The organism is Dawidia cretensis (genome assembly GCF_018598175.1).
Taxonomy (GTDB): Bacteria; Bacteroidota; Bacteroidia; order Cytophagales; family Cyclobacteriaceae; genus Ohtaekwangia; species Ohtaekwangia cretensis.
This window is the reverse complement of sequence record NZ_JAHESE010000010.1, coordinates 115,027-139,649: the sequence shown is the minus strand read 5'-3', so window position 1 is coordinate 139,649 and position 24,623 is coordinate 115,027. Positions and strand designations below refer to the sequence as shown.

The window sequence follows — 24,623 nt, the reverse complement described above, 5'->3', positions numbered from 1 at the left end:
GGGGCATGGTTTACAGCTCGCGTGGTCTGGCCCTTTTGCTAGCGTTTTGTATTGCGTTCATCACTACTCTTTTCCTGTCGCTGTTCCGCAGCATTGACGTCAGCGCCCTGTTGGTGGCGTTTGTGATCAGCTTTTCCGTGTCGTACCTGCTGATCTTCGTCGTGCTGGAGTTTCTCATTTTCCGCGAGATCAACAAGGTATACAAGCTCGTTACCAAGCTGAAGAAAAAGGAGCTGTCCAAGCTCGACAAACAAAAGCCGTCGTCGCTCAACCCGCTCAAGACCATCAACGAAGATATCTTCTCGTTTGCCGAGCTAAAGCAAAAAGAGATTGACGAGCTGAAAAAAATCGAGGCCTTCCGGCGCGAGTTTATCGCCGATGTATCACACGAATTAAAAACGCCCATCTTTGCGGCACAGGGCTTTGTGCACACGCTGCTCGATGGCGCCGTAAACGATAAGACGGTACGCACCAAGTTCCTCAAGAAGGCCGCCAAAAGCCTGGACGGGCTGGATATACTGGTACAAGATCTGCTCACCCTGTCGCACATCGAGACGGGGCAGATCAAAATGCACTTCGAAAGTATCGATATGTATAAGCTCACCGAGGAGGTTTTCGAGCAGTTTGAGGAGAAAGGCGAAAAGCGCAGCATCCGCCTGCGCCTGGAGGGTGCCGAGCACAAGGCCATTGTCTACGCCGACTGGCAGCGCATCAGCCAGGTAATGACAAACCTGATCTCTAACGCCATCAAACATTCTTTCGACGACTCCGATGTGGTCGTGAGCTTCGATGTCAGCAAAAAAAATGTGGTGACCCATGTACGCGACTTTGGCGAAGGCATTCCGACCGAGCACCAGGCGCGTATTTTCGAACGTTTCTACCGTGTCGATAAGAGCCGCAGCCGCGAGAAAGGCGGCACGGGCCTGGGCCTGGCCATTGTGAAACATATCCTGGACGGCCACAATACCCGGGCCGATGTCGTCAGCGTTCCTGCTAAAGGTTCTACTTTTAGTTTTAAATTGCCGCGTATTAAGCCGGACTCGGCAGATTCAGGCGACAAGAACGATCATCACAAGAACGACCATTAACACGCTTTTGAAGCATTCCAAGCAGACATTCGAAGACATGATCCTCTTTGAGGACCAGGATTATGTACTTGTCAATAAACCGCCCTTCCTGTCCACGCTCGAGGACCGCCGCGAGAAGGTAAACCTCCTGGCGCTGGCCCGTGACTACACCGACGACGCGCAGGTGTGCCATCGCCTGGACAAGGATACCTCTGGTGTGCTGGCCATCGCCAAGAACCCCGAAGCGTACCGCCACATGAGCCTGCAGTTTGAAAAACGGGAGGTAGTGAAACGATATCACGCCGTCGTGGACGGCAACCACGGCTTCCAGGATACCCTGGTCGATCTGCCCATCCTGAAGCAGGACGACGGCATTGTGAAGATCAGCAGACGCGAGGGCAAGGCCGCGCAGACGTATTTCACGACGCTGGAACCGTACCGCCTGCACACGCTGGTGGAATGCCGCCCCATCACGGGCCGGATGCACCAGATTCGCATTCACCTGTCCACGCTCAACGCCTCCATCACGGGTGATGAGCAATATGGCGGGAAGCCATTTTTCCTGTCGACGTTAAAACGTGGTTTTAACCTGAAAAAGCAGACTGAAGAGCAGCCGATCATCAAACGCATGGCGCTACACGCTTTTTCGTTGACGTTTAAGAATCTGGCAGGGGAGGAGAAGACGGTGGAGGCACCGTATCCGAAGGATATGCGGGTGTTGATCAAGCAATTAGGAGAAAATAAGTAGGGATTTGTCGGTGGGGTTACTTCGGATATATAATAGTATTGAAATAGTATTGAGATAGCATTGAAATAGAATTCTAATAGCCCTTATAGGACTATAAAAAACCTATTTCAAAATAGATCCAAATCAAAGCCGAACCGGGCTCATGTCTTTCACTCGATGCGACGCCTGATATCCACCACATCTTTTGCGCAGACTCTTCGAATTTCTACCTTTGCGGTGTAAGTGTGCGAAATGGGGGAAAATTTGATGTTTCTGATCTTCGCCACGTGTTTGCCGACTGTCTGGGCAGGCGTTTCCAGGTCTTTTCGAGCATTTTCAAGCTTCAAAAACCTTAAAATTGAGCTGTAAAAAGCATTTTTAGGCAATTTTGAATTCTTACTTGCATTTACGATAAGGGCGATTTACTTTTGTGTCCCTTTTTGAAAGGGGTAGTGTATTTACTTGAATTTTTAACAATACAATGGATCATAATAGCTATAAGACACTGAACGCCAACAAGGCTACAGTTGAAAAAAGCTGGGTAGTGGTTGATGCCAATGCGCAGGTGTTGGGTCGTGTGGCCAGTGAAGTGGCGCGCATTATCCGCGGCAAGCATAAGCCGAGCTACACACCAAACGTGGATTGCGGTGATAACGTTATTGTTATCAACGCTGAGAAAGTGCGCATGACGGGCAAGAAATGGACCGCTCGCGTGCTCTTCACACACTCCGGCTATCCGGGTGGTCAGCGTGAGCACACGCCTACCATGATTCGTGAAAAGCACCCTGAGCGTCTGATCGAGCACGCTGTACGCGGCATGCTTCCCAAAAACAGACTCGGTCGTGAACTGTACAGAAGCCTGCACGTTTATGCCGGCACTGAACATCCGCACGTAGCACAACAACCCAAAGAAATAAAGTTCTGATACAATGCAGATCATTAATACAATCGGCAGAAGAAAGACCTCCATCGCCCGGGTATATGTACAGCCCGGCAAAGGAGATATCAAGATAAATGCACGTGAGCTGAAAGAATACTTCATTTCAGAAATTCACCAGACTACCGTAAAGCAACCCCTTGCTGCCGTGAAGGCCGAAGGCCAGTACGACGTAACGATCAACGTAGAAGGTGGTGGCATTAAAGGCCAGGCCGAAGCGGTTCGTTTGGGTATCGCCCGTGCGTTGGTGGAATTCAACGCTGAGAACAAGCCTACTTTGAGAAAAGAAGGCCTCCTGACACGTGACTCCAGAATGGTGGAACGGAAGAAGCCAGGTAGAAGAAAAGCGAGAAGAAAGTTCCAGTTTAGCAAGCGTTAATAATAAGAGAATGGCTGACAAATTAACATATCAGGAATTGCTGGACGCAGGTGTACATTTTGGTCACCTTACCCGCAAGTGGAACCCGAAGATGGCCGAGTACATCTTCATGGAGAACAACGGTATCCACATCATCGACCTGAACAAAACCCTGGCTCGCCTGGACGAAGCAACATTCGCCCTGAAGAATATCGTACGCTCTGGTCGTAAGATCATGTTCGTAGCGACAAAAAAGCAAGCTAAGGACATCGTAACCGAAGAAGCAAAGCGCCTCAACATGCCGTTCGTGACAGAACGCTGGCTGGGTGGTATGCTGACGAACTTCGCAACGATCCGCAAGTCGCTTAAGAAACTTTCGCAAATCGAAAAGTTGATGAAGGACGAAGCTTTCGCCAACCTGGCGAAACGCGAACGCCTCATGGTTACCCGCGAAAAGGCGAAGCTGGAAAAACTGTTGGGCGGTATTGCCGACCTGAACAGACTGCCGGCAGCTCTTTTTGTGATCGACGTAAAACGCGAGCACATCGCTGTAACCGAAGCGCAAAAACTCAACATTCCGGTATTTGCCCTGGTGGATACCAACTCTGATCCGGGTGGTGTTGATTTCCCGATTCCTGCGAACGACGACGCATTCAAGTCAATCTCGATCCTGACCAGAAACATTGGTAGGTCAATCGAAGAAGCTTTGCAAGAGCGTAAGAGAGACAAGGACGATGCAGCGCTGCGGAAAGAAGAAGAAGAGAAAAGAAAGGTTGACGAAACCGTAGAAGAATCGAAGTAATCAATTGTCGATTCAACCTGTACTATCAGGTACACGTCTTCATCAACAATTCTTATACTGATAATGCACTGAACATCGGCCCTACGCCGATGTTTAGTTTTTTAGAGATCATTCAAATTCGTAAATAAAAACATATGTCAGCGATTTCAGCACAAGATGTAAACAAGCTCCGTCAAATGACGGGCGCCGGTATGATGGATTGCAAAAAGGCCCTTGCCGAAGCCGAAGGAGATTTTGACAAAGCGATCGAGATATTAAGAAAGAAAGGCCAGAAAGTTTCTGCTTCCCGTTCTGACCGGGATGCCAAAGAAGGCTCTGTATTTGTAAAAGTTAGCGACGACAACAAAGAGGCTGTCCTCATCGCTCTGAACTGCGAAACTGACTTCGTAGGAAAGAACGAAGAGTTTCTGAGCCTGGGTAAGCTGATCGTAGAGACTGCTTTCACCAACAAGCCTGCTGATAAAGAAGCTCTCCTTAGCCAGAAAGCCGGTGACCTGACCATCAACGACAAGATCGTAGAGCTGGTCGGTAAGATCGGTGAGAAGATTGAAATAAGCGAGTACATCCGCATGACGGGTGAAGCGATTGTTCCATACATCCACGCTGGCTCGAAGCTGGGCGTGCTCGTATCGCTGAAAGGCGTTAACGGCAAAGATGTAGTAGAAGCAGGTAAAGACGTGGGCATGCAGATCGCTGCGATGAACCCGGTAGCGGTTGACGAGAAGAGCGTTGATCCTACGCTCATCGCGAAAGAGCTTGAAATTGCCAAGGCGCAAATCCTGGCCGAAGGCAAACCTGAAAACATGGTTGAGAAGATCGCACAAGGCAAGCTGCAGAAGTTCTACAAAGACACTACCCTGCTGCACCAGATCTTCGTAAAAGACAACTCGAAGACTGTTGCCCAATACCTGGACAGCATCACCAAAGGTCTGACAGTAGCAGAGTTCAAGCGCGTATCGATCGGTTAAGATCGTCACGAATGTATATAAAAAAGGTCGCTCCATTGGGGCGACCTTTTTTTATGGCATTCCGATCAGGTTAATGCATGACTACGTGGCGAAGGGCCACGAAGGCAATGATCATGACCCAGTAGAGTGTAATGGACAGGAAGTATATCACGATCGCTTTCAGGATTGCAAAGATCCATTTGTTTTGAAAGAATTGGTGATAGGTCACCGTGAGGTATAGCACGAAGAGCACTTCGCGTACAAATATATTCCAGTGAATGGTGGCCGGTGCAATCAGAAAGGCCGGTATGGAGATCAATACAAGCACGACGTTGAGCTGCCCTACGACGAAGGCTTGCAGTACGAAGTTCTCTGCCAGGTTAAAACGTGAGCGGAGCGAGCACAGCCACGACAAAAATGCGAACAGGGGTACGATGAGAATAAGCATGAGCAACTTACCGTTCTGGGCGGCGATGTCTATCACCTCCTGGTAATACGGGCTGCGGTTTGACGCTGGCGAATCCGGGGCGACCATGGCAGTGGAATAACCGGATTTATAACTGATAAACGCATAGAGCGCGGACGTGATAACCAGGAATGTAAACGGGTTAAAATACTTTTTGCGTTTGCCATCCAAGTACTCGCGGGCGACAATGCCCGGGCGGGTAATAAGCTCTTTCATCAGCAAGAGGAAGCCTTTATCCGCATGGGTAAGTGCGTGGGTCACTTCGTGGCCGAGGTGTCCCATGGTGACGCGGTGTATATGCGTTTGCTGGCCACAGGCGGCACAGTATGCGCCCGGCGCGGGCGCTTGGCAATTCTTGCAGGTCATATATAGCTATAAGGTTTAGGCTTTGGTTAACAGGGTCTGTGCGCGTGCAATGTCTTCGGGGGTGTCGACACCAATGGTCTCTTCGGTTGTTTCGGCTATGGCAATGCGGTAACCGTTTTCCAGCCAGCGTAGTTGTTCGAGTGACTCCGCTTTCTCGAGTGTCGAGATGGGCAGCTGCGTGATTTGTTTCAGGATGTCGGCACGGTAGGCATACATGCCGATGTGTTTATAGAACGTGTGGCGTTGAAGCCACTGCTCTTCGGGTGTCAGACGAATGTGCGGCAAGGTGGCCCGGCTGAAGTATAATGCTTCGCGGCGCGCGCTCACAACGGCTTTTACCACGTTGGGGTTAAACAAAGTCTCTTGCTCGTGAATGGCTTTTACCAGTGTGGCAATCTCGGTCTGTCCATCGAGGCGTGAGGCGAGGAGGTCGATTTGTGTCGGTTGTATAAAGGGCTCGTCGCCCTGGATGTTGATGACGTAGTCAAATGTACCGGGTTGTTGCAAGAGGGTTTCGTAGCAGCGGTCGGTGCCACTGGCGTGGTCTTCGCGGGTCATGCTGACCTGGCCGCCAAAGGATTTTACGTGGTCGAAGATTTCTGCATTGTCGGTCGCTACCACAACGGCTGACAGGCTCTTTGATTTATTGGCCTGCTCGTATACGCGGCGGATCATCGATTTTCCTGCAATGTCTACTAAGGGTTTACCCGGAAATCTGGAGGAGGCGTACCGGGCGGGTATAATGCCGAGTATATTCATGGTTGTCGTTTTCTGACTTTTAGCGTGGTGGTTTCGTTGTCGATCACTTCAATGGCTTCTCCGGGCTCGATGTATTCGCCGCGTGTAAAGGCATCGTATACCTGACCGTCAATGGTTACTTTGCCACTCGGGCGCAGTACGGTGTGGGCGACGCCTTGTTTACCGGTCATGGATGTTTGATTAAAGTTGGCGGTGTAACCTTGTGTACTGTCTTGCGTGTCGGTCAGGGCCACGCGCTGGAAGGCGCGGCTGTTCATGATGCGCGCGCTGCCCGCAAACAACAGTACCATACTGCCCACCATGCCGCCGAGGGCGGCGATAAGCGCCAGCAGCATGTCGTTGGCAGGGACAAAGGAAAAATCAAACGCATCGTTGTTGATCATGATCAATACCAGGGAGCCGAGTGTAAGGGTGATGCCGGCAATGCCTGCTACGCCAAAGCCGGGTATCAAAAACAATTCGACGCCGATCAGGGCAATGCCCGCCAGCAAGGTGAGGATCTCCCAGTTTTCCGCCAGGCCGTTGAGGTAATAGGGCACCAGGTATAGCACCAGTGCGATCAGGGCCAGCAATCCGGCCAATCCCAGGCCAGGCGCTTGCAGCTCGAAATATATACCTCCGAGGATGAAAAGGATCAGTAGCCCGCTGATGAACGGGTTCATGAAAAAGTCTACAGTACTGTCAACCCCCGAGAGCTCGAAGCGATGCAGGGTATAGTGGGTAATATGGTTCTGGCGCAGCAGGGAGTCGATGGAGGTTACTTTTCCTTCGCAGTAGCCATGGCGTATGGCTTCGTCGGTGGAGAAGGTAATGACCTGGCCGGGCTTCTTGATGCTGTCGAGCTCGACGTTCTCGTCTACCATGGCTTCGGCGATGGTGGGATTGCGGCCGTTCTCCTGGGCGGTGGAGCGCATGATCGAGCGCATATAGGATTGATATTTGTCGGGTGCGCGCTCGCCGTTGCCCGTGACGACCGTGGCCGCGCCGATGCTGGCGCCGGGGGCCATGTAAATGCTATCGCAGGCGATGGAGATCAGCGCGCCGGCCGAGGCGGCATCTGTGTTGATAAATACCCATACAGGCTTTTTTATCTGCATGAGCTTGTCGACAATATCTTTGGCGTCGGTCAGCATGCCGCCGTAGGTGTCCATGTCGACCAGGACGATGTCGGCCTTTGTGTCTTCCGCTTCCCGCAGGGCGAGCTCTACATAACGCGCCATGCGTGTGTCGATCTCATCGCGGATGCTGAGCACCAGCACATGCTTTTCCTGGGCGCTGACGGTGCCGGACACCAGCAGGGCGAGGCAAGCGACAAGCCCGGCAATACGGGCTACCAATCTTTTAGGGTTAGAATTTTCCAATCTTTCAATCTTCAATACCTTGCATAAAAATAGCCAAATTAAGACAGAGTTGGGGAGCATGCTGCAGCGGAAGTTTTCTCATGTATTCGACGGCGTTGTTTGGAACACGGTGGTGTTGCCCGACGAGAACGTGCTTCTTTTGGAAGTGCGCGACCACGCGCGCAAGCAGGTGACATTTTCTGCGCTGCACTACGAGGATGACCGCTTCTTGTGGCACGGCAAGGTCCTGGAAGAGCCGTGGTGGGTAGCGCTGGCCGATGCCGCCGATGGTATGGTGCTGATGACGCTCTACATCGATACTAATAATCCCGACCGCAAAGGCATGCTGGCCTATACACTGGCCGACCTGCAGTTGCAGTGGTGGCACAATGATTTTACGCTCGCCAGGCGACAGGACGATTGCCTCTATGGATTTTCGTCGGGTGTGGGCTCTAAACCGCTCGTGCTGGCGTTGCATTCCGGCAAGGAGATACCGGCCCCGTCTGCGGTTGTACCCACTGCACCCGATGTTGTGCTGCGGCCGCAACAATATGGCGATGGCACGGAGTATTTTCGGACGGTAGCAAAATTTTTACGTGAAAAGTTAAATTTATCGGTCGTTCTGTCGTTGGAATACGTGGAGTATAATGGCAAGATTTTTATAGCATATTATACGCAGGAGCAAGGCCTTGTCAGTCACCTTACGGTGTGGAGCGATACGGGTGAATTGTTACTGCAGGAAAAAACAGGTGAGCACCTGAAAGGAATCGGTCAGGATACTTTTTTCATCCTCTCGGGATGCTTATTTTTCGTGAAGAATAAACATGAGCTTATAAGCTATTTTTTATGATAAATGTATTGATCTACGCGGGTGCTTTATTTTTTCAGCCGCAGGCTTATGATTCACTGGGTATCGAGACTGTGAACGGCAAAATCTTTGTCGTACACCGGGTAGAAGAAAAAGAAACGCTGTATGGCATTTCAAAACGATACGGCACTACCGTCGATGCCATTGTGCAATACAACCCCGATGCAGCTTCCGGGCTGGGCACGGGTCAGATATTAAAAGTGCCCTACACGAAGCCGACGACAAATCGTACGACGACGACCGCTACACCTGTTGCTGGTCGTGGTGGCTTCATTCACGTGGTGGCGGCGCGCGAGACGATGTTTTCGATTTCGAAAGCCTACGGCGTGACAGTAGATGAGCTGAAGCAATGGAACAACCTGACCGATAACACGCTTTCGCTCGGACAGGAGCTTGTTGTCAAACGTCGCAATACGACGACGGGCACCACCCCGTCGGAAAATGCGACTACGGTAGCACCCACAACATCGGGTAAAGGTGTGCATACGGTGCAGGCAAAAGAGACACTTTTTTCGATTGCCACGAAGCATGGTATCAGCGTACAACAGCTGAAGGATTGGAACCATCTTGCCAACAACGAGATCAGCATTGGTCAAACGCTGGCAGTCAAACAACCGTCGGGACAAACCACGCCGGCCGAAGAGCCGCGCACCACGCCTACGACCAACACGACTCCTACTACGCCAACTCCTACACCGGTAAAACATGATCCGCCGGTGGTAACGGAAACGCCGCGCGAGAAGACGGAGCCCGTGGCTGTAAAACAACAACCTGTTGAACCCAAGACCACAACAATTCGCGTGTATGAAGGCGTGAAGAACAGTGACGAAGTAATGGAGTCGGGGCTGGCGGAGCTGATCGAAGGTACCGAAGGTAATCGTAAATATCTGGCGTTGCACCGCACGGCGCCAGTGGGCACGATCCTCAAGATCAAAAACGAAATGAACAACCGCGAGGTGTTTGTGCGTGTGATGGGCAAGCTGCCCGATACGGCGATGACCGACAAGCTCATCATCAAAATATCCAAGTCGGCGTACGACCGGCTGGGCGCGATCGATGCGCGCTTCAGAGTCGAAGTAACGTACTATAAATAAAGAAAAAGCCCGGTGATGACACCGGGCTTTTTTTATGATCGTTGGGGTTGATTAGTGATGATGGCCACCTTCGCCGTGTACGTGGCCATGTGCCAGCTCTTCGGAAGAAGCTTCGCGCACATCGATTACTTCTACGTCGAAGTTTAGCTCGACACCTGCCAGCTCATGGTTGGCATCCACCGTAACGGAATCCTGGCCTACTTCTGTTACCGTTACCACGCCGCCCTGGCCGGTAGAGAACTTCATGCCGGCACGCACGGGCTGATCGCCGAACGCCGACTTGGGTACTTCCTGTACCATCGACGGGTCTTTATGACCGTATCCTTTATCTGGTGAGATCTTCAGCTCGAGCTTATCACCCTTCTTTTTTCCTTCTAAGCCTTCTTCCATGCCCGGAATCAGGTTTCCGATGCCGTGGATATAATACAAAGGTTCACGTCCGTCGCTGGTGTCGATGACCGTACCTGCGTTGTCGCGAAGCGTATAGTGGATCGCGGCAACCTTGTTTTTTGTGATTTGCATGCCTAAAGGTAGAAAAAAATCGTACCGCAACCTTGGGTAACCGGCAAAGTCGGGTTGCTATAAACGCGCTTAATTCTGTATCGGAAACGTTTGTCCCCCGTTTTTGGAACATTTGCCAACCCTGGTTTCTGCGCTAAAATCGAAACTTTCCTGCCTAAATCGATTGCGTAAAGAATGTTTTCCTGGGTTACCCGCTTCAAGCAAACGCGCCGCCTGGCCGCTCAAAAAGATTACCGCAGGGCTGCCTGGCTGTTTTTTCTCGAAGTGAGCGTCGGGGCATTCCTACTGATCTTCTTTCTGCTGATGGTGAAGATATTCCTGGACTAAGTACCTCAATCAAACTAAACCTAAACAGTATGACGTGTAAACCTCTACCAAATCCTTGCAGGCGCCTCATCGGGCTGCTCGTGTGGCTGTTGCTCCTGGGGCCCCTGGCCCACGCGCAGCTCGCCACTGTCAGCGGCGTGGTGAAAGACCCCGCCGGCAATGCCATTCCGGGTGCCAACGTGTTGGTGAAAGATACCAACACCGGCACCATTACCAACGCCGACGGCGCCTACCGTATCGACGTAGCGCCCGACGCTATTCTACAAATCCGGTTCATCGGCTACACCACGCAAGATGTAGCGGTAAACAATCAGACAACCGTGAACGTTACCCTGGCCGAAGATGTCTCGACGCTCAACGAGGTTGTGGTGATTGGTTACGGCGAAGTGCGAAAGAGTGACCTGACCGGCGCCGTAGGTGGTGTGACGGCAAAAGATCTCAACCTCACCGGCATCTCGAATATTACCCAGGCGTTGCAAGGCCGCATTGCCGGGGTACAGGTAAACCAGAGCGATGGCGCCCCCGGGGCGGGCATCAGTATTCAGGTGCGCGGGGCCAACTCGTTTTCCAGTAGCACGGAGCCGCTGTACGTCATCGATGGTATTCCGTTTACCACGGGCAATTCGCCTACCAGTAACACCGAGCGCGGCGAGCAGCAGATGCTCAACCCCATGGGTTTTATCAACCCACAGGATATTGAGTCTATCCAGGTGTTGAAGGATGCTTCGGCTACCGCCATTTATGGCTCCCGTGGCGCCAATGGCGTGGTGCTCATTACGACGAAGAAAGGACGCGCGGGCGAAGATAAGATCGAGTTCAACGTGAACTATGGTATTTCGCAAGTGGTCAAGCAGATTGACATGCTGAATGGGTATGATTATGCGAATTACCAGCTGGAAGGCAATCGTAACTATAGCGCGTATGAAGGTGTGCAATATGTACCCGACTTTAACGGCGAGTGGAATGTGAACTCCGCGGGTGACTCTACGTACCAACCTACGCCACAAGATTTTCTTGATGGCTACCTCGGTGGTGGGACGAACTGGCAGGATATGATCTTCCAGAACGGTTCCACGGCGGACTATACTTTGTCGGCGTCGGGTGGTACCGAGAAGGGTAATTATATGATTTCCGGTAATTACTTCAAGCAGGAGGGTACCATCCTGGGCTCGGGCTATGACCGCCTGGCGGTGCGGGCCAACGTCAACCGTAACCTGAAGGACTGGTTGACCATTGGTACCAGCTTGCAGTTTGGTCTGGGCGATTATAATATGGCCAAGACCAATGCGGACGACCGTGGTTTGATCTGGTCGTCGCTGGTGTTTCCGCCTTCGCAGCCAATATATTCTAATGGGGCGTCGGGGTATAGCACCATCAGCTGGCTTGCACCAAACCCGTGGCTATCGATCAACTCGACAAAGAACGACTTCCGGAACATGACGTTCTTTAATGCTAACTATATCGAGCTGAAGTTGCTGCCGTTTCTGAAGTTCCGCCAGAACATTGGGTATAACTTCTCGTCGTGGGACCGCAAGGCGTTTTACGGCAAGTATACCTGGGAAGGCCAGGCGTTCGGCGGCGTGGCACAGACAAGCTCCAATACCTGGGCCAAGAATACGTATGAGTCGCTGATGATATTTGACAAGACGTTTGCCACCGACCACACCATCAATGCCGTGGCAGGTCTGACGTCGGAGATCGAGAACTACGAAGACGAGTCGGTGGAGGTGCGTAACTTTAAGCTGGATGTAAATGGCTACAACGACCTGAACGCGGGCTCGGACCGTCAGCAGCCGCGTAACTTCAAAGGCCGCAATACGTTGCTGTCGACGCTGGCGCGTGTGAATTATGCGTATAAAGACAAGTACCTGTTGACCGCTTCGTTCCGTCGCGATGGTTCGAGCAAGTTTACGGAGAACAACAAGTGGGCTACCTTCAAGTCGTTTGCCGTGGCGTGGAAGCTTTCGGAAGAACAATTTGTTCAACAGCTGGGTATATTCAGCGACCTGAAACTGCGCGGGAGCTATGGCGAGACGGGCAACCAGTCCATCGGCGCTTATTCTACGATTACCAAGCTCACGCTCGGGCAAGCTGCTTTTAACGGCGCCATCGTCAGCGCGCTGGTAGACGGCACGCCGGGTAATGAAAACCTCGTATGGGAGACAACGAAGCAAGTAGACGCTGGTTTGGACATTGGCTTGCTGAACGGGCGTGTGAGTCTGACAGTGGACGTCTATCAAAAGAAGACCCGTGACCTGTTGCAGCAGTTGCAAATACCGATGAGTACGGGCTTTGCCAACATTCAGGCCAACTTCGGTACCGTGGAGAACCGTGGATTGGAATTGTCGCTTACCGGCAAGGCCATTGCGCGTAACAACCTGCAATGGGATATAAGCGGTAACATCGCTTTTAATCGCAATGAGATTCAGGATTTGCTGGACGACCAGTTCGCTACCCGCCTGGGGTATGCCATCGACAACATCTTTATCTTCCGCAACGGTCAACCTGTTGGGGCGGTGTATGGCAGTGTGACGGATGGCTTTTATGACAACGAGGCGGAGGTGATGGCCGATCCTCACTATGCCAGCCTGCCGGTCGAGAGCCGTGAGAAGACGGTGCGTTCTAAAATCGGCGAGCAGAAGTATAAAGATCTCGACGGTGTGCCGGGCATTGGTGATGGTGACCGCACGATCATCGGTAACACCAACCCCGACTATACTTTCGGACTGACCAATACCTTCAACTACAAACGATTTACACTCAATGTCTTTTTGCAGGGCGTGATGGGCAACGACATCGTAAACTACAACCTGGCCAACATGCGCATGGGTAAATATCAGAACATTCCCCAGTTTATGTATGACGGCCGCTGGACGGCGGAGAATCCCGAGCGGGCCACCCAGCCCAAGCCTAACTGGTCGGAGGCCCGCATCTGGCGCTTCTCCGATCGTGAGATTGAAGACGGCTCGTATGTTCGTATGAAGAACATCTCGCTGGGGTATAATTGGGTGCCCCGGTTCAAGTATATTCAGTCGATCTACGTGTATGGTAACATCACCAACCTCTTTACCATTACCGATTACAGCTGGTACGATCCGGATGTAAACGGGTTTGGGTCTGACGCCCGCCGCGGTGTTGACCTGGCATCGTATCCCAGCAGCCGTACGTACTCGCTGGGACTTAAGGTAACCTTATAACTTCTACGCACACAACGATGAAATCACTCAAGAAAATATTTGTGCTCTGCCTGCTCTTACAGTTTGTAGCATGCAGTGATTTTTTGGAGGAGAAAGCATACTCCATCTTGCGCCCGGACAGTATCGAAGACAACGAGTCGAGTGCTAAAATGATGATAGACGGTGCGCTGAGCACCATCGGAGGCGACCTATACTTTCAGTGGGGCATCTGGCACCGCGTGACGAACTTCGACGGTGACTATGAAACCGGTCCCGATTGGGGCATGAAGGAGCTCGGTACCGGCAACTGGCAGTCGTATGGTGATATGTACCGTCTGTGGCAAGGACCGTATTTGCTAGCCGAGCGGGCTACGTCGGCGATCAGTACGATCGATGGCATGAGCTTCGATCGCGCAAAGCAGAACCACTACATGGGGCAGGCATACTTCCTGCGGGCGTGGGCATATTTTAACCTGGTGCAAGGGTATGGCGGTGTGCCCATCTTCCGGCAGACGGTGGTGCAAGGCGCCGAGCCGCAACAGCCGCGAGCGTCCGTACAAGAAACCTACGATTTTATTGTCAGCGACTTAAAGCGCGCCGAGTCCCTGATGTTCTCCAAAGCCGATGCGGAGGCTAATACGTTGGCCCGCGGCGCCGCGCAGGCCTTGCTGGCCAAGGTATATTTGACGATGGCTTCGGGGGCTCTGACAGGAGCGGAGGTTACCGTGAAGGGTGGCCCGGCCGTTATACCCGTGGGTGGCCCCAATGACCCGGATGAAGTAATAGCGGAACCCGCGACGGTTACGTTTACCAAGAACGTCGTTGCGGGCCACGAGTCTATGGATGCACTGGCATATTTCGATTCTGCGCGCGTAAAGGCCCGTGAGCTGATCGATAGTGAAGAGTATGACCTGTTTCCGACGTATGCCGACGTGTGGAAGAAAGAAAATCGCTTCCAGGTAGAGCATATCTGGTCACTGCATTCCATTGCCAACGATGCTGTATTTCGTAATGTTGTGTCGCACGAATTTGCGGGCTCCTATAAAACTACAACAGGCGACGAGCTACAAGGCGCCGTGTATGGCATGCGCATACACTGGTACGAGCTTTTTGAAGACAACGATCAGCGTATTACGGAAGGTGTGAACCATCGCTGGTATCAATGGGGCGCGTGGCGCATGTATCCGCTGAAAGATACTGCCCGCCGGCACGAGGTTGACCCGCCTTATGGCTGGACGCCCGATGACGAGGCGCTGACCAATACCGGTGCCATGCGGGCCATCTTGCGCAAGTTCGAAGGTGTAAGCGACCGCAACACCGAGAATAGCGACTTTGCCTATCCCTTCCTGCGCTTTGCCGACGTACTGCTGGTATATGCCGAAGCAGAGAACGAAGTGAACGGCCCGACGACCGAGGCCTACGGTGCATTGGACCGCGTGCGTACGCGCAGTAGCGCCACGGCGGCGCTGTCCATGACGAAGCAGCAGTTTCGCTCGTTTGTTCTGGAAGAACGCGCCCGCGAGCTGGCGCTGGAAGGTGGCCGTCGCTGGGACCTGCTGCGGTGGGGTATATACTTACAGGTTATGAATGCCGTGGATGTTGACGAAAACAACGTCATTAAACGCCGTGAGGAGAAGCACCTGTTGTTCCCATTACCGCTGGGCGAGCTAAATGCCAATAAGAACCTGGGCGGACCAAACAACGGACAGAATCCCGGCTGGTAAGCGGGGGCATGTTTTCATCAAAAAAAGAAATGACAGTATGAAAATCATCTATTCATCAATAAGACTTTTCCTTGTCGTATTGCTGGGCACAGTGTTGTCTGTGTCGTGTAGCGACGACGAGAGTGGCTGCGGCACGCCGGAAATCACACGGGTGTCGACGGCACAGAACCGCACAGAGACCATCGCGGGCGGCAACATGGGCGACTTCATTATCATTCAAGGCCACGACCTTTGTGGTGTTCAAAGCCTGCTGATAAACGATGTGGAGGTTGATCTGCGGCAGGCGTTTATTACGCCAGCCGAGATCACGCTCCAAATACCCCGTGTGGTACCGCAGGAGGTAAGCAACCGGATCACACTGACTACAGGCGGTGGCTCGGTAACAGCGCCCCTGGAGGTATCGGTGCCCCCACTTGTTGTATACGGCCTGGCCGCGAACGAATACGCATTAGCCGGCGAGACGGTTGTCGTAAAGGGGGCGAACTTCGACTTATACGCCGTCACACCGGAAGCAGGGAAAGTTACGTTCGGCGGTGTAGTAGCCGATGTGCTATATTCCAGCTATGATTCCGTCGTAACCGTCGTGCCACCCGGTATACCTGACGGCCCGGCGGATATTGTCGTATCCGGCGTCTATGGCGGCGGTACGGCTATATTTCCTTACCGCGACAACCGTACGCTTCTGATCAGCAGCGACCCCTGGTGGGGATGGTGGGGCGGAGACTATGTTGCGTCGGGCGATACGCCGCCGGATATCTCGGGCAATTATATTCACGTGAAGCGCGAGATCGGCTCGTGGGCGTGGACGGAAGTAGTCGGCGGCCCTAACAACGTCGATGGCAGTACTACCAAAAATATCCCGGCCGACGCCATGCAAAACCCTGCCAACTACCTGTTCAAGTTTGAAGTAAACACGTTAAAGCCCTATAGTTCCAACCAAATCAAAATAACCCTGGGCGAGGACAACGACGCGAGCACGTATCTATGGCCACACTATGACACCCATGGCGCGTGGCGCACGGTGTCCATCCCGCTGAATGAGATCGTAAAAGACCCGAAGGCAAATCCCGACGGCTATTTTATCCGCTTTCTTTTTCACGGCGATGGCACCCTCGACGCCGACATAGCCTTCGACAACGTTCGCGTCGTTCCCAAACCCTAAAAACAGCGTGCGGTGAGACCGGGAGCGTGCACGCTCCCGATTCATCATAAAATTTAGATACCATGATTCGATCGCTATTATATATACTCGTCGCAAGCATTGTCACTATACCGACGTTCGCCCAGCACCCGCTCGACCCCCAGGCTACCGCTGGCACGGCATCCCTATATCGCAACCTGCAATCCCTCTCCACCAAAGGCATCCTTTTCGGCCACCACGAAACCGATGCCTACGGCGTTGGCTGGACCGGTACAGAAGGCCGGTCGGATATAAAGGACGTTTGTGGCGCCTATCCCGCCGTCCACGGCTGGGACCTCGGCAAAGAAGGTCAACGCAACAACATCGACGGTGTCCCCTTCGAATCCATGCACCGCTGGATACGCGATGTCTACACGCGCGGTGGGATCAATACTATCTCCTGGCACGTGGACAATCCCGTAACCGGTGGGGGCTCGTGGGACACGACGCGCGCGGTACAATCCATTCTGCCGGGGGGCAAACAGCACGCCGACTTTGTTCAGCGTCTCGATCGTGTGGCGGCGTTCCTCGCAGCCTGTAGGCATGGCCATTCGCCGATCCCCATCATTTTCCGGCCGTTTCACGAACATAATGGAAACTGGTTCTGGTGGGGCAAAGGCTTGTGTACCGAAGAAGAGTATATTCAATTGTGGCGCTTTACGATAGACTATCTTAAAAATACCAAAGGGCTGCATCACATTCTCTACGCATTTTCCCCCGATCGTAGTCGCATGAATTTAAAGGACGCACGCTCTTCCTATCTATATGGATACCCTGGCGATGACTATGTAGATATTTTGGGCTATGACAATTATATGGACGTCGGCATCACCTGGAATAAAAAGTCACCGGAGGAGCAGGCGGATGATTTACGGACGGGGTTGTCTGCAGTATCGGCACTCGCGCGGGAAAAAAAGAAAGTTGCGGCATTCACGGAAACGGGGTTAGAGGGTGTCACAAATCCATCGTGGTATACCGATATAATCCTGAAACCATTGAAATCGGATCGTTCTATTCAAATGGCTTACATCATGGTGTGGCGCAATGGAAATGACAAGCATCATTATGCGCCGTATCCGGGACATCCGGCGGCAGCCGACTTTCAGGTGTTTTACCAGGATCCGTATACCGTGTTTGAAAATGATTTGGAGGCGGTATATAGGTAGGAAGGAGCCTCCGCCCTGTATGCTATACGTTAGAATAAGTGTCTGGGTGAAGGAAATATCTGTATGATTCACGATATTTCAGTTACCAAACCCATCGACATGCCCTTAACCTTTTACCCTACCGACTCAAAGCTTGCGATCTTTGAAAAAGTGCAACAGTACCTGGAAGCCAACGGTCTTTTAGTAACCTCCCGCGACCTGGCCCGGCCCTGGGGCGGTTTTTTTGTCATCGACGAAACGCAAGCGCAACAATTTGCACAACAGTTTTTTTTTGGTATTTCCGTAGCGGATCTCCGCATCGGCGGGCGGCTGAGTCCGAAGATACTGATTGTACAAGGCAGCCGGCGTCTGTCGTGGCAATATCACCACCGACGCGCGGAGATTTGGAAGCTTGTCGCCGGCGAGGCCGGTGTGGCCATAAGTCCGACGGACGATGAAGGCCTTGTACAGCCGATGATGCCCGGAGATGTTATCCGGTTAGATCGCGGCCAGCGTCACCGGCTGGTGGGCCTGGAGAACTGGGGCATGGTTGCCGAGATATGGCAACATACGGATGCCTTGCACCCTTCTGACGAAGATGATATCGTGCGGGTGCAAGACGATTTTGGAAGGTCGGTCTTATAAACTTTAAAACATCTGTTCATGTCTGTATGGAGGTTCCTGTGGGCATATCTGCTGGTCGTAGCCGGGTTAGGCACGGTCAGGCTGGCGGCCCAACCTGCCGAGCTTCCGCAGAAGAATATCATCTTTCATGCACTGCCTGAAAAGCTTGGGCTTTCTCAGAGCTCCATCAACTGTATCTTACAAGATCGTACGGGATATTTATGGATCGGCACCTGGTCCGGACTGATTCGCTACGACGGGTATACCGCCACGGTCTTTCACTCCGACAACGCCCCGGATAAGATCAGAAGCAATAAAATCACCACGATCTATGAAGACCGGAAAGGATCGATCTGGATCGGTACCCATCGCGGTGGATTGTTCCGCTACGATCATGGCACGGATAAGTTTACGCACTTCCAGCATCAGCCCGGCAACCCGGCCAGTTTGAGCAATGACAACGTCTGGGCATTGCAAGAAGACGACCAGGGGCAATTGTGGGTAGGGACGGAGTACGGGCTGAATCTATTGAACGAGGCTACCGGCTCTTTCCGCGCGTTTGTATTGGATGTGAACGATACAACCACCCTCAGCCAGCCGTTCGTTACGGATATATTTCTTTCATCCACCGGCGACTTGTGGGTGGGCACCGAATACGGTCTCAACAGAATGATACCACCCCGAGCCAATGGCGGGAAGGATTATATGTTTGTACGGTACCTCTACAATGATGCCGACCCCGCCGACGCCAGCCTCCATCATCATATATACCACATTGAAGAAACCCGGCACCGTGGCCGGCCACCTGTGATTTGGTATAGTACCAAAAAAGGAATCAAGCGTGTGGACGAGACGGGTACGGTGAACTACATCGTAGAGGGTAAATCGTCGGGTTATAATCTCTTTCGTGCCTTTATGGTGGTGGACGGCGAGCATCCCTATATACTGGCCGGATCGGAAATGGGGTTAAACTTCTTTGATCCCGAAGCCGGCAGGTTCATGCGTTTCCTGGGAGGTGATGATCGCACGGTGAACCTGAGCCACAATACGGTTACGTCGCTCTTCCTGGATCGTGGCGGCGTATTGTGGGTTGGTACAAAAAAAGGATTAAACAAATACGACAGCTACGCTAAAGGCTTTGCGGCACACAAGACCTCGGCATTTGATCCGACGCGCAGCATCATCACGGGCCTGCGCAGTGCACGCGACGGTGGGTATTGGATCTCGACACTCGGCGGGGGCTTGTTCCGGTTTACCAATGGTACATTCCGGCGCTATACCATCCGGCACCGGGAGGCGAACGACTTTACGGATTTTATACAGGTGTTGTTTACCGACTCGCGCGGCAACGTGTGGGTCAGTACGGCGGGAGACGGTGTCTATACATTTTCGGAGAAAGTTGTGGGAAATAACCCGCAGATTACACAGTTCAAACATTATGGGCTGCGGTCGGCGGCCCCCATCAGTGACGACTACGTCATGTCTTTTGCCGAAGACGTGCGGGGCAATATCTGGCTGGGCACGTGGAGTGGTGGCCTGAATATGATTACGCCCGAAGGCCGGGTAGTGCAATACCAAGCGCCATTGTTGGAACGGGTGCCGATGGTGGTGATGCACGCCGACCACGCGGGCGCGCTTTGGATTGGCAGCCGGGGCAATGGTCTTTACCGCGTGCGCCGGACAACCCAGGGACTGGACGTACGCCACTATTACCGGGGCGATAGCCTGCACAGTGAGCTGACTAACAATTTTATCAATGCCATGTATGAGGACCATGCCGGCGGGCTTTGGATCGGCACCGAGGGTGGGTTGAATACTTTTGACCGCCGCACGGAAACGTTCCGGCCGCACGCCTTCGAGGCGGGGCCGAGTAATAATGTGCTCGTCAGCATACTTGAAGATGACAGCGGCAAGCTGTGGTTGGCCCACTGGGATGGCCTGACCGTGATCGATCCCGGAAACCCACACTTCGTCAAGAGCTACGACAGCCACGACCGTATACAGGGGGGCTTTTTCTATAACCATGTTTGTTATAAGGACCCGAAGGGGCTATTGCTCTTCGGGGGATCGGAAGGGTTTAATATTATTGATCCGGCAGCAGCCGTGCCCAATCCTGTCGTGCCCAATGTGGTAATCAGCGACTTTCAGGTGTTTAACAAACCTGTGCCGGTAGGGGCGGCGTTTGGCGGACGTGTGGTGTTGGAAAAACCGCTTGCGGAGACATCCGAGGTAACGCTCAAACATTTTGAGAACTCCATCTCGTTCGAGTTTACGGCCCTGATGTATGCGGCGCCCGAGAAGACACGCTATGCTTATAAGCTCGAAGGATTTGACAAGGATTGGAATTACACACAGGCCACTCGCCGTTACGCTAACTATACCAACCTGAACCCCGGTCACTACCAGTTTAAAGTAAAGGCCACCACCAGCGACGGCGTCTGGAGTGAAGCAGAAAGTGAGGCGTCGCTGGTCATTCTGCCGCCTTGGTGGAAAACAACCTGGGCCGCCGTGGGTTATGTGCTGGCCAGCTTGTTGATCCTGCACTTCTTCCGCAAGTTGATCCTGATGCGCGCCAATTTCAGACATGACTTGAAAGTAGAACGGCTGCAACGCGAGAACCTGGAGAAGCTCAACCAGGCCAAATTGCAGTTCTTTACTAATATCTCCCACGAGTTTCGTACACCGCTGACGCTGATCCTCGGTCCATTGCACAGTCTGCTGGATTCCGCCGGTGTGGGCAAGCCGGTGCGCGACCAACTGCTGGTGGTGCAAAACAACGGGCAGCGCCTGCTGCACCTGGTAAACCAGTTGTTGGATTTTCGTAAGGCCGAGTCGGGTAATCTGTCGCTGGCGGTAAGCGAAGGCAACATGGTGCAATTTGTGCAAGAAGTAAAATTGTCATTTGACGCATTGGCCGCGGAATTACAACTAAGTTTCACCTTGCAGGCATCGTCACCGGTGGTCCACGTATGGTTTGACCGGGATCATTTTGAGAAGATCTTGTTTAACCTGCTGTCGAATGCATTCAAGAATACACCGGCGGGTGGCCGGGTTGTGCTGTGGGTACAAGAATTGGAAGATGCTGTAGCTGTAATTGTGGAGGACAGCGGAAAGGGTATACGCCGCGAGCATGTCGAACATATCTTTCAAAGTTTTTTTAGCTATGATGAAGACCGGCATCATGCCGGCACCGGTATAGGCCTCGCACTGACAAAAAGCCTGATAGATATGCACCAGGGCACTATTACAGTAGAGAGCGAGGAGCACGTCTTTACGCGTTTTATCATCCGGCTCCGCAAGGGGAGTACGCACTTTGATGCGTCGCAGCGCGCCAGCGGTATAGAAGAGACCGATGCGTTTATTTATACTGTTCCGCCGGTCGGCGATACGGCACCGGTTTGTACGGAACCACCGGAGCATCCGGAAGACGTGCAAAAACTATTGATTGTCGAAGATAATGCTGGCGTGCGCGACTATATACGTTCGATTTTTCAGGCAGAATATAGCATTCGCGAGGCGGCCGATGGGCAGGAGGGGTTGGCGATTGCCCAGGACGAAATACCCGATATTATTATCAGCGACGTGATGATGCCCGTGATGGACGGAATAACCCTTTGTCGCACGCTGAAAACTTCCGCCCGCACGGCACATATTCCCGTCATATTGCTCACGGCCCGTACCTCGCTGCTCTTTAAAGTAGAAGGGCTTGAGACCGGTGCGGACGATTATGTTACGAAGCCTTTCCATCCACAGGTGTTACAATTGAAGGTGCGTAACATGTTGCGCAGGCGGGAGCAGTTGCACGCAGCTTTCCAGGATCGGTCTACGCTCCGCCTGTCGCCGAAGCAGGTAACGCATACATCTACCGATGCCCGGTTTGTACAGCAAGTGCTCGAAAGCATCGAACGCAACATGGGCAATCCGGCATATGGTGTAGAAGACCTGGGGCGCGATGTGGCGATGAGTCGCACGCAATTATACCGTAAGCTCAAAGCGGTGTCGGGCCAGTCGGCCAATGAATTTATTCGTACCATCCGGCTGAAGCGGGCGGCGCAATTGCTCGCTCTGGGCGAGCTGACCATTGCGCAGATTACCTATGAGGTTGGGTTTAACGACCTTCCGTACTTTCGGGAGTGTTTTAAGAAATTGTTTGGGGTTACGCCTTCTGCTTACGGGATAAGCAGACAGGGCGAGGAGGCGGACAAGCCGACACCGTCGCCGGCCGATAATGCATAGCCCGGTGGTGTCGGCTAGATGAGCGCGTGCAACTGTTTTACAGGCAGAGGTTTGCTAAACAGCTGGATGACGTTCTTGTGCGCTTCGGCTTGTTCGATGTCGCGTGGATCAAGCGTAGAGGAGAGCATAATGATCTTGGTCATTTTCTTTACCTCTTCGTTCAGTGACTCAAAGGCGTCGAGGAATTGGAAACCGTCCATCAGGGGCATGCGTACGTCCAATAAAATTACCAGGCTATTCGGCAGGTCCGACTTCAGGTCCTGTATCCATTGCATGGCTTCGATGCCGTTCCCCGCCTGGGCAACCTCCACCGCGCCGAAATCTTTTTTTAGCAACTGCTGTGTGACAAGTTGGTCTACCTCGTTGTCGTCGATGATGAGGAACTGGCAATCGGTTTTCATGCAGGAATGTTGATAATAAAGTTGCTGCCGGTCCGTGATTCGGACTCGACCCGTATAGTGCCCTTTAACCGGGTAATGGTTTCCTTCGTGATGTACAGCCCCAGTCCTGATCCCTTTTGGCTGTTGGGTGTTACGAAGAACATATCGAAGATCTTTTCATGGTATTCCTTCAGGATGCCCTGGCCGTTGTCGGCGATTTCGATCACGCGCGCGCCATTCTTGCGATAGCTTTTAATAAGAATGTATTTTTCTTCTTTGGATTTGTCGTGGTACTTGATGGCATTGGAAATGATATTGTTCATGACAATTTCCAGTCGCAGGCCGTCGATCCAGAGGACCGGATCGGTTATTTCCTTGTGAATGGCAATATCGTGCGCGCCAGGCATGTATTGGTGGCGGGCAATTACCTGGTCGAACAGGGTATCGAGGTTTACTTCTTTACGGTGGACAGTGGTGCGCTTATTGCGCGAAAAGTCGATGATCTCTCGGATAAACTCGTCCTGTTTGCCCAGGGTGGTTTTCATGAGCGCGAGGTAGGACTTGATTTGGTTTACGTCGCCTTCGGCCATTGCGATCTCGATCAGGCCGCTCAACGACGAGATCGGTGCGCGCAAGTCGTGTGAAGCGCTGTAAACAAACTTGTCCAGCTCATGGTTGGTGCGGGAGAGGTCGGCGTTGTTTTCACGCAGTCGGTGAATCATCACCATGGCATAACCGCTGGCACTGCCGATGATTAACAGGGTCATGACCACATTGGTAATAAAGAGCCAATAGTTGACCGTACGCGCGGCGGCGCCCAGGACCCCCGAGAATTCGCGCTCGCGAATCGTGAGCCCCGTCGTAAATTCGGTGATCTTGCTTACATACTCTGCTTTGTCGGCGGCCGTCAGTTGTCCCTGTAAAATCTTGAGGTGCGCCTCTTCTGCGAGCCGGTATTCTTGTAAAATGATGTAATCGGCTTCTTTCCATAACTTAATGGCGCGCTTCATAAACGAGACATTTCCGAAGTTCTTAAAAAGCCAGATCATGTCGCTATGGTCGTCGACGTGATTGCGGCCTGCGGTAAGTCCTGCACGCACAATCGACTCATCGGCGCCGGTGCTGAGACCCACGCGCACAATGCTGTCGCCGATGTTCACACTTAACTCCTTGCGGAAACGGTTAAAGTAAAGTGTGTCGTGGGTATCGAGGTAGAGCAACAAATTGCGGGATGCATCTTTTTGCCCTTTGGAATATTGGGACTCGCCGTTAATATACGCGCGAACACCCGATGTGATCAGGATGGTGTAATAGTTGATCACGATCAGAACTGCTGATGCGAAGAAAATGATCCCGATCAACGCAATTACGTTGCGCGGGGTAATGGAGGATATTTTTGGATTCATATCGCCATTATGGCTTCAACGAATGTGACTTCAACGAAAATTGCTCGGTATATTAAGGTAAGAGAAAAATGTTTAATCGGCAAGTAAAACTCGTCGATACGGAATGCTATCATGTCGACCTGGATAACAGGACAACTCCCGGGCTGTCCCGCAAGAGTCTGGAATACACTCG

The 24,623-nt window shown here is 52.5% G+C and carries 21 protein-coding genes; 15 read left to right on the top strand and 6 right to left on the bottom strand.

Annotated features, from left to right (window positions below; translation table 11 throughout):
* Positions 1-5 precede the first annotated feature (5 nt).
* From KK062_RS12575 to tsf, 6 genes are all read left to right on the top strand, one after another.
* Positions 6-1,088 carry a sensor histidine kinase gene (locus KK062_RS12575; protein ID WP_254084650.1) on the top strand — a complete coding sequence of 361 codons (1,083 nt, stop codon included), beginning with the start codon at positions 6-8 and terminating at the stop codon, positions 1,086-1,088.
* A gap of 37 nt (positions 1,089-1,125) precedes the next feature.
* The gene (locus KK062_RS12570) at positions 1,126-1,815 is read left to right on the top strand and encodes an RluA family pseudouridine synthase (protein WP_254084685.1); all 690 of its coding nucleotides are present in this window, start codon (positions 1,126-1,128) and stop codon (positions 1,813-1,815) included.
* 460 nt (positions 1,816-2,275) lie between these two features.
* Positions 2,276-2,719: a 50S ribosomal protein L13 gene (gene rplM, locus KK062_RS12565; protein ID WP_254084649.1), complete on the top strand. Its 444-nt coding sequence runs from the start codon at positions 2,276-2,278 to the stop codon at positions 2,717-2,719.
* 4 nt (positions 2,720-2,723) lie between these two features.
* On the top strand, positions 2,724-3,110 hold the full coding sequence (rpsI, locus tag KK062_RS12560) for a 30S ribosomal protein S9 (RefSeq protein ID WP_254084648.1): 387 nt from the start codon (positions 2,724-2,726) through the stop codon (positions 3,108-3,110).
* Positions 3,111-3,120: 10 nt separating this feature from the next.
* Entirely contained in the window at positions 3,121-3,891 is a 771-nt protein-coding gene (gene rpsB / locus KK062_RS12555; RefSeq protein WP_254084647.1) for a 30S ribosomal protein S2, read from the top strand.
* A gap of 134 nt (positions 3,892-4,025) precedes the next feature.
* Positions 4,026-4,859, top strand: coding sequence for a translation elongation factor Ts (gene tsf, locus KK062_RS12550; protein WP_254084646.1), 834 nt, complete (start codon positions 4,026-4,028; stop codon positions 4,857-4,859).
* A gap of 70 nt (positions 4,860-4,929) precedes the next feature.
* On the opposite strand, the gene KK062_RS12545 is transcribed toward tsf, so the two are convergent.
* From KK062_RS12545 to KK062_RS12535, 3 genes are read right to left on the bottom strand one after another with little or no spacing between them, the layout of a single operon-like run.
* Positions 4,930-5,670 (bottom strand): DUF3667 domain-containing protein, encoded by a 741-nt coding sequence (locus tag KK062_RS12545; protein WP_254084645.1) that lies wholly within the window; start codon positions 5,668-5,670, stop codon positions 4,930-4,932.
* A gap of 15 nt (positions 5,671-5,685) precedes the next feature.
* Entirely contained in the window at positions 5,686-6,429 is a 744-nt protein-coding gene (gene kdsB, locus KK062_RS12540) for a 3-deoxy-manno-octulosonate cytidylyltransferase (RefSeq protein WP_254084644.1), read from the bottom strand.
* The gene (locus KK062_RS12535; RefSeq protein WP_254084643.1) at positions 6,426-7,766 is read right to left on the bottom strand and encodes an NfeD family protein; all 1,341 of its coding nucleotides are present in this window, start codon (positions 7,764-7,766) and stop codon (positions 6,426-6,428) included. Before KK062_RS12535 ends, kdsB begins: the two co-directional genes overlap by 4 nt.
* 82 nt (positions 7,767-7,848) lie before the next feature.
* Here KK062_RS12535 and KK062_RS12530 point away from each other — a divergent pair, with 82 nt between their 5' ends.
* Together KK062_RS12530 and KK062_RS12525 are read left to right on the top strand one after the other, a co-directional pair.
* On the top strand, positions 7,849-8,619 hold the full coding sequence (locus KK062_RS12530) for a DUF4905 domain-containing protein (RefSeq protein WP_254084642.1): 771 nt from the start codon (positions 7,849-7,851) through the stop codon (positions 8,617-8,619).
* Complete coding sequence (locus KK062_RS12525) at positions 8,616-9,731, top strand: LysM peptidoglycan-binding domain-containing protein (protein ID WP_254084641.1); 1,116 nt, start codon at positions 8,616-8,618, stop codon at positions 9,729-9,731. Before KK062_RS12530 ends, KK062_RS12525 begins: the two co-directional genes overlap by 4 nt.
* Before the next feature lie 51 nt (positions 9,732-9,782).
* On the opposite strand, the gene KK062_RS12520 is transcribed toward KK062_RS12525, so the two are convergent.
* Positions 9,783-10,253: an FKBP-type peptidyl-prolyl cis-trans isomerase gene (locus KK062_RS12520; RefSeq protein WP_254084640.1), complete on the bottom strand. Its 471-nt coding sequence runs from the start codon at positions 10,251-10,253 to the stop codon at positions 9,783-9,785.
* A gap of 174 nt (positions 10,254-10,427) precedes the next feature.
* On the opposite strand from KK062_RS12520, the gene KK062_RS12515 reads away from it, so the two are divergent.
* From KK062_RS12515 to KK062_RS12485, 7 genes are all read left to right on the top strand, one after another.
* A complete protein-coding gene (locus KK062_RS12515; RefSeq protein ID WP_254084639.1) occupies positions 10,428-10,580 on the top strand; it encodes a hypothetical protein in 153 nt (50 codons plus the stop codon).
* A gap of 29 nt (positions 10,581-10,609) precedes the next feature.
* Complete coding sequence (locus KK062_RS12510; protein ID WP_254084638.1) at positions 10,610-13,777, top strand: SusC/RagA family TonB-linked outer membrane protein; 3,168 nt, start codon at positions 10,610-10,612, stop codon at positions 13,775-13,777.
* Between the two features lie 17 nt (positions 13,778-13,794).
* Positions 13,795-15,480, top strand: coding sequence for a RagB/SusD family nutrient uptake outer membrane protein (locus tag KK062_RS12505; protein ID WP_254084637.1), 1,686 nt, complete (start codon positions 13,795-13,797; stop codon positions 15,478-15,480).
* Between the two features lie 37 nt (positions 15,481-15,517).
* Positions 15,518-16,642, top strand: coding sequence for a glycan-binding surface protein (locus KK062_RS12500; RefSeq protein WP_254084636.1), 1,125 nt, complete (start codon positions 15,518-15,520; stop codon positions 16,640-16,642).
* 62 nt (positions 16,643-16,704) lie between these two features.
* Entirely contained in the window at positions 16,705-17,826 is a 1,122-nt protein-coding gene (locus KK062_RS12495; protein WP_254084635.1) for a glycoside hydrolase family 26 protein, read from the top strand.
* 99 nt (positions 17,827-17,925) lie between these two features.
* Positions 17,926-18,450, top strand: coding sequence for a cupin domain-containing protein (locus tag KK062_RS12490; RefSeq protein ID WP_254084634.1), 525 nt, complete (start codon positions 17,926-17,928; stop codon positions 18,448-18,450).
* An 18-nt stretch (positions 18,451-18,468) separates the two neighbouring features.
* On the top strand, positions 18,469-22,665 hold the full coding sequence (locus KK062_RS12485; protein ID WP_254084633.1) for a hybrid sensor histidine kinase/response regulator transcription factor: 4,197 nt from the start codon (positions 18,469-18,471) through the stop codon (positions 22,663-22,665).
* Between the two features lie 14 nt (positions 22,666-22,679).
* On the opposite strand, the gene KK062_RS12480 is transcribed toward KK062_RS12485, so the two are convergent.
* Both KK062_RS12480 and KK062_RS12475 read right to left on the bottom strand, forming a co-directional pair.
* Positions 22,680-23,066 carry a response regulator gene (locus KK062_RS12480; protein WP_254084632.1) on the bottom strand — a complete coding sequence of 129 codons (387 nt, stop codon included), beginning with the start codon at positions 23,064-23,066 and terminating at the stop codon, positions 22,680-22,682.
* Positions 23,063-24,451 (bottom strand): sensor histidine kinase, encoded by a 1,389-nt coding sequence (locus tag KK062_RS12475; RefSeq protein WP_254084631.1) that lies wholly within the window; start codon positions 24,449-24,451, stop codon positions 23,063-23,065. The genes KK062_RS12480 and KK062_RS12475 overlap by 4 nt, the downstream gene beginning before the upstream one ends.
* Positions 24,452-24,623: the final 172 nt, after the last annotated feature.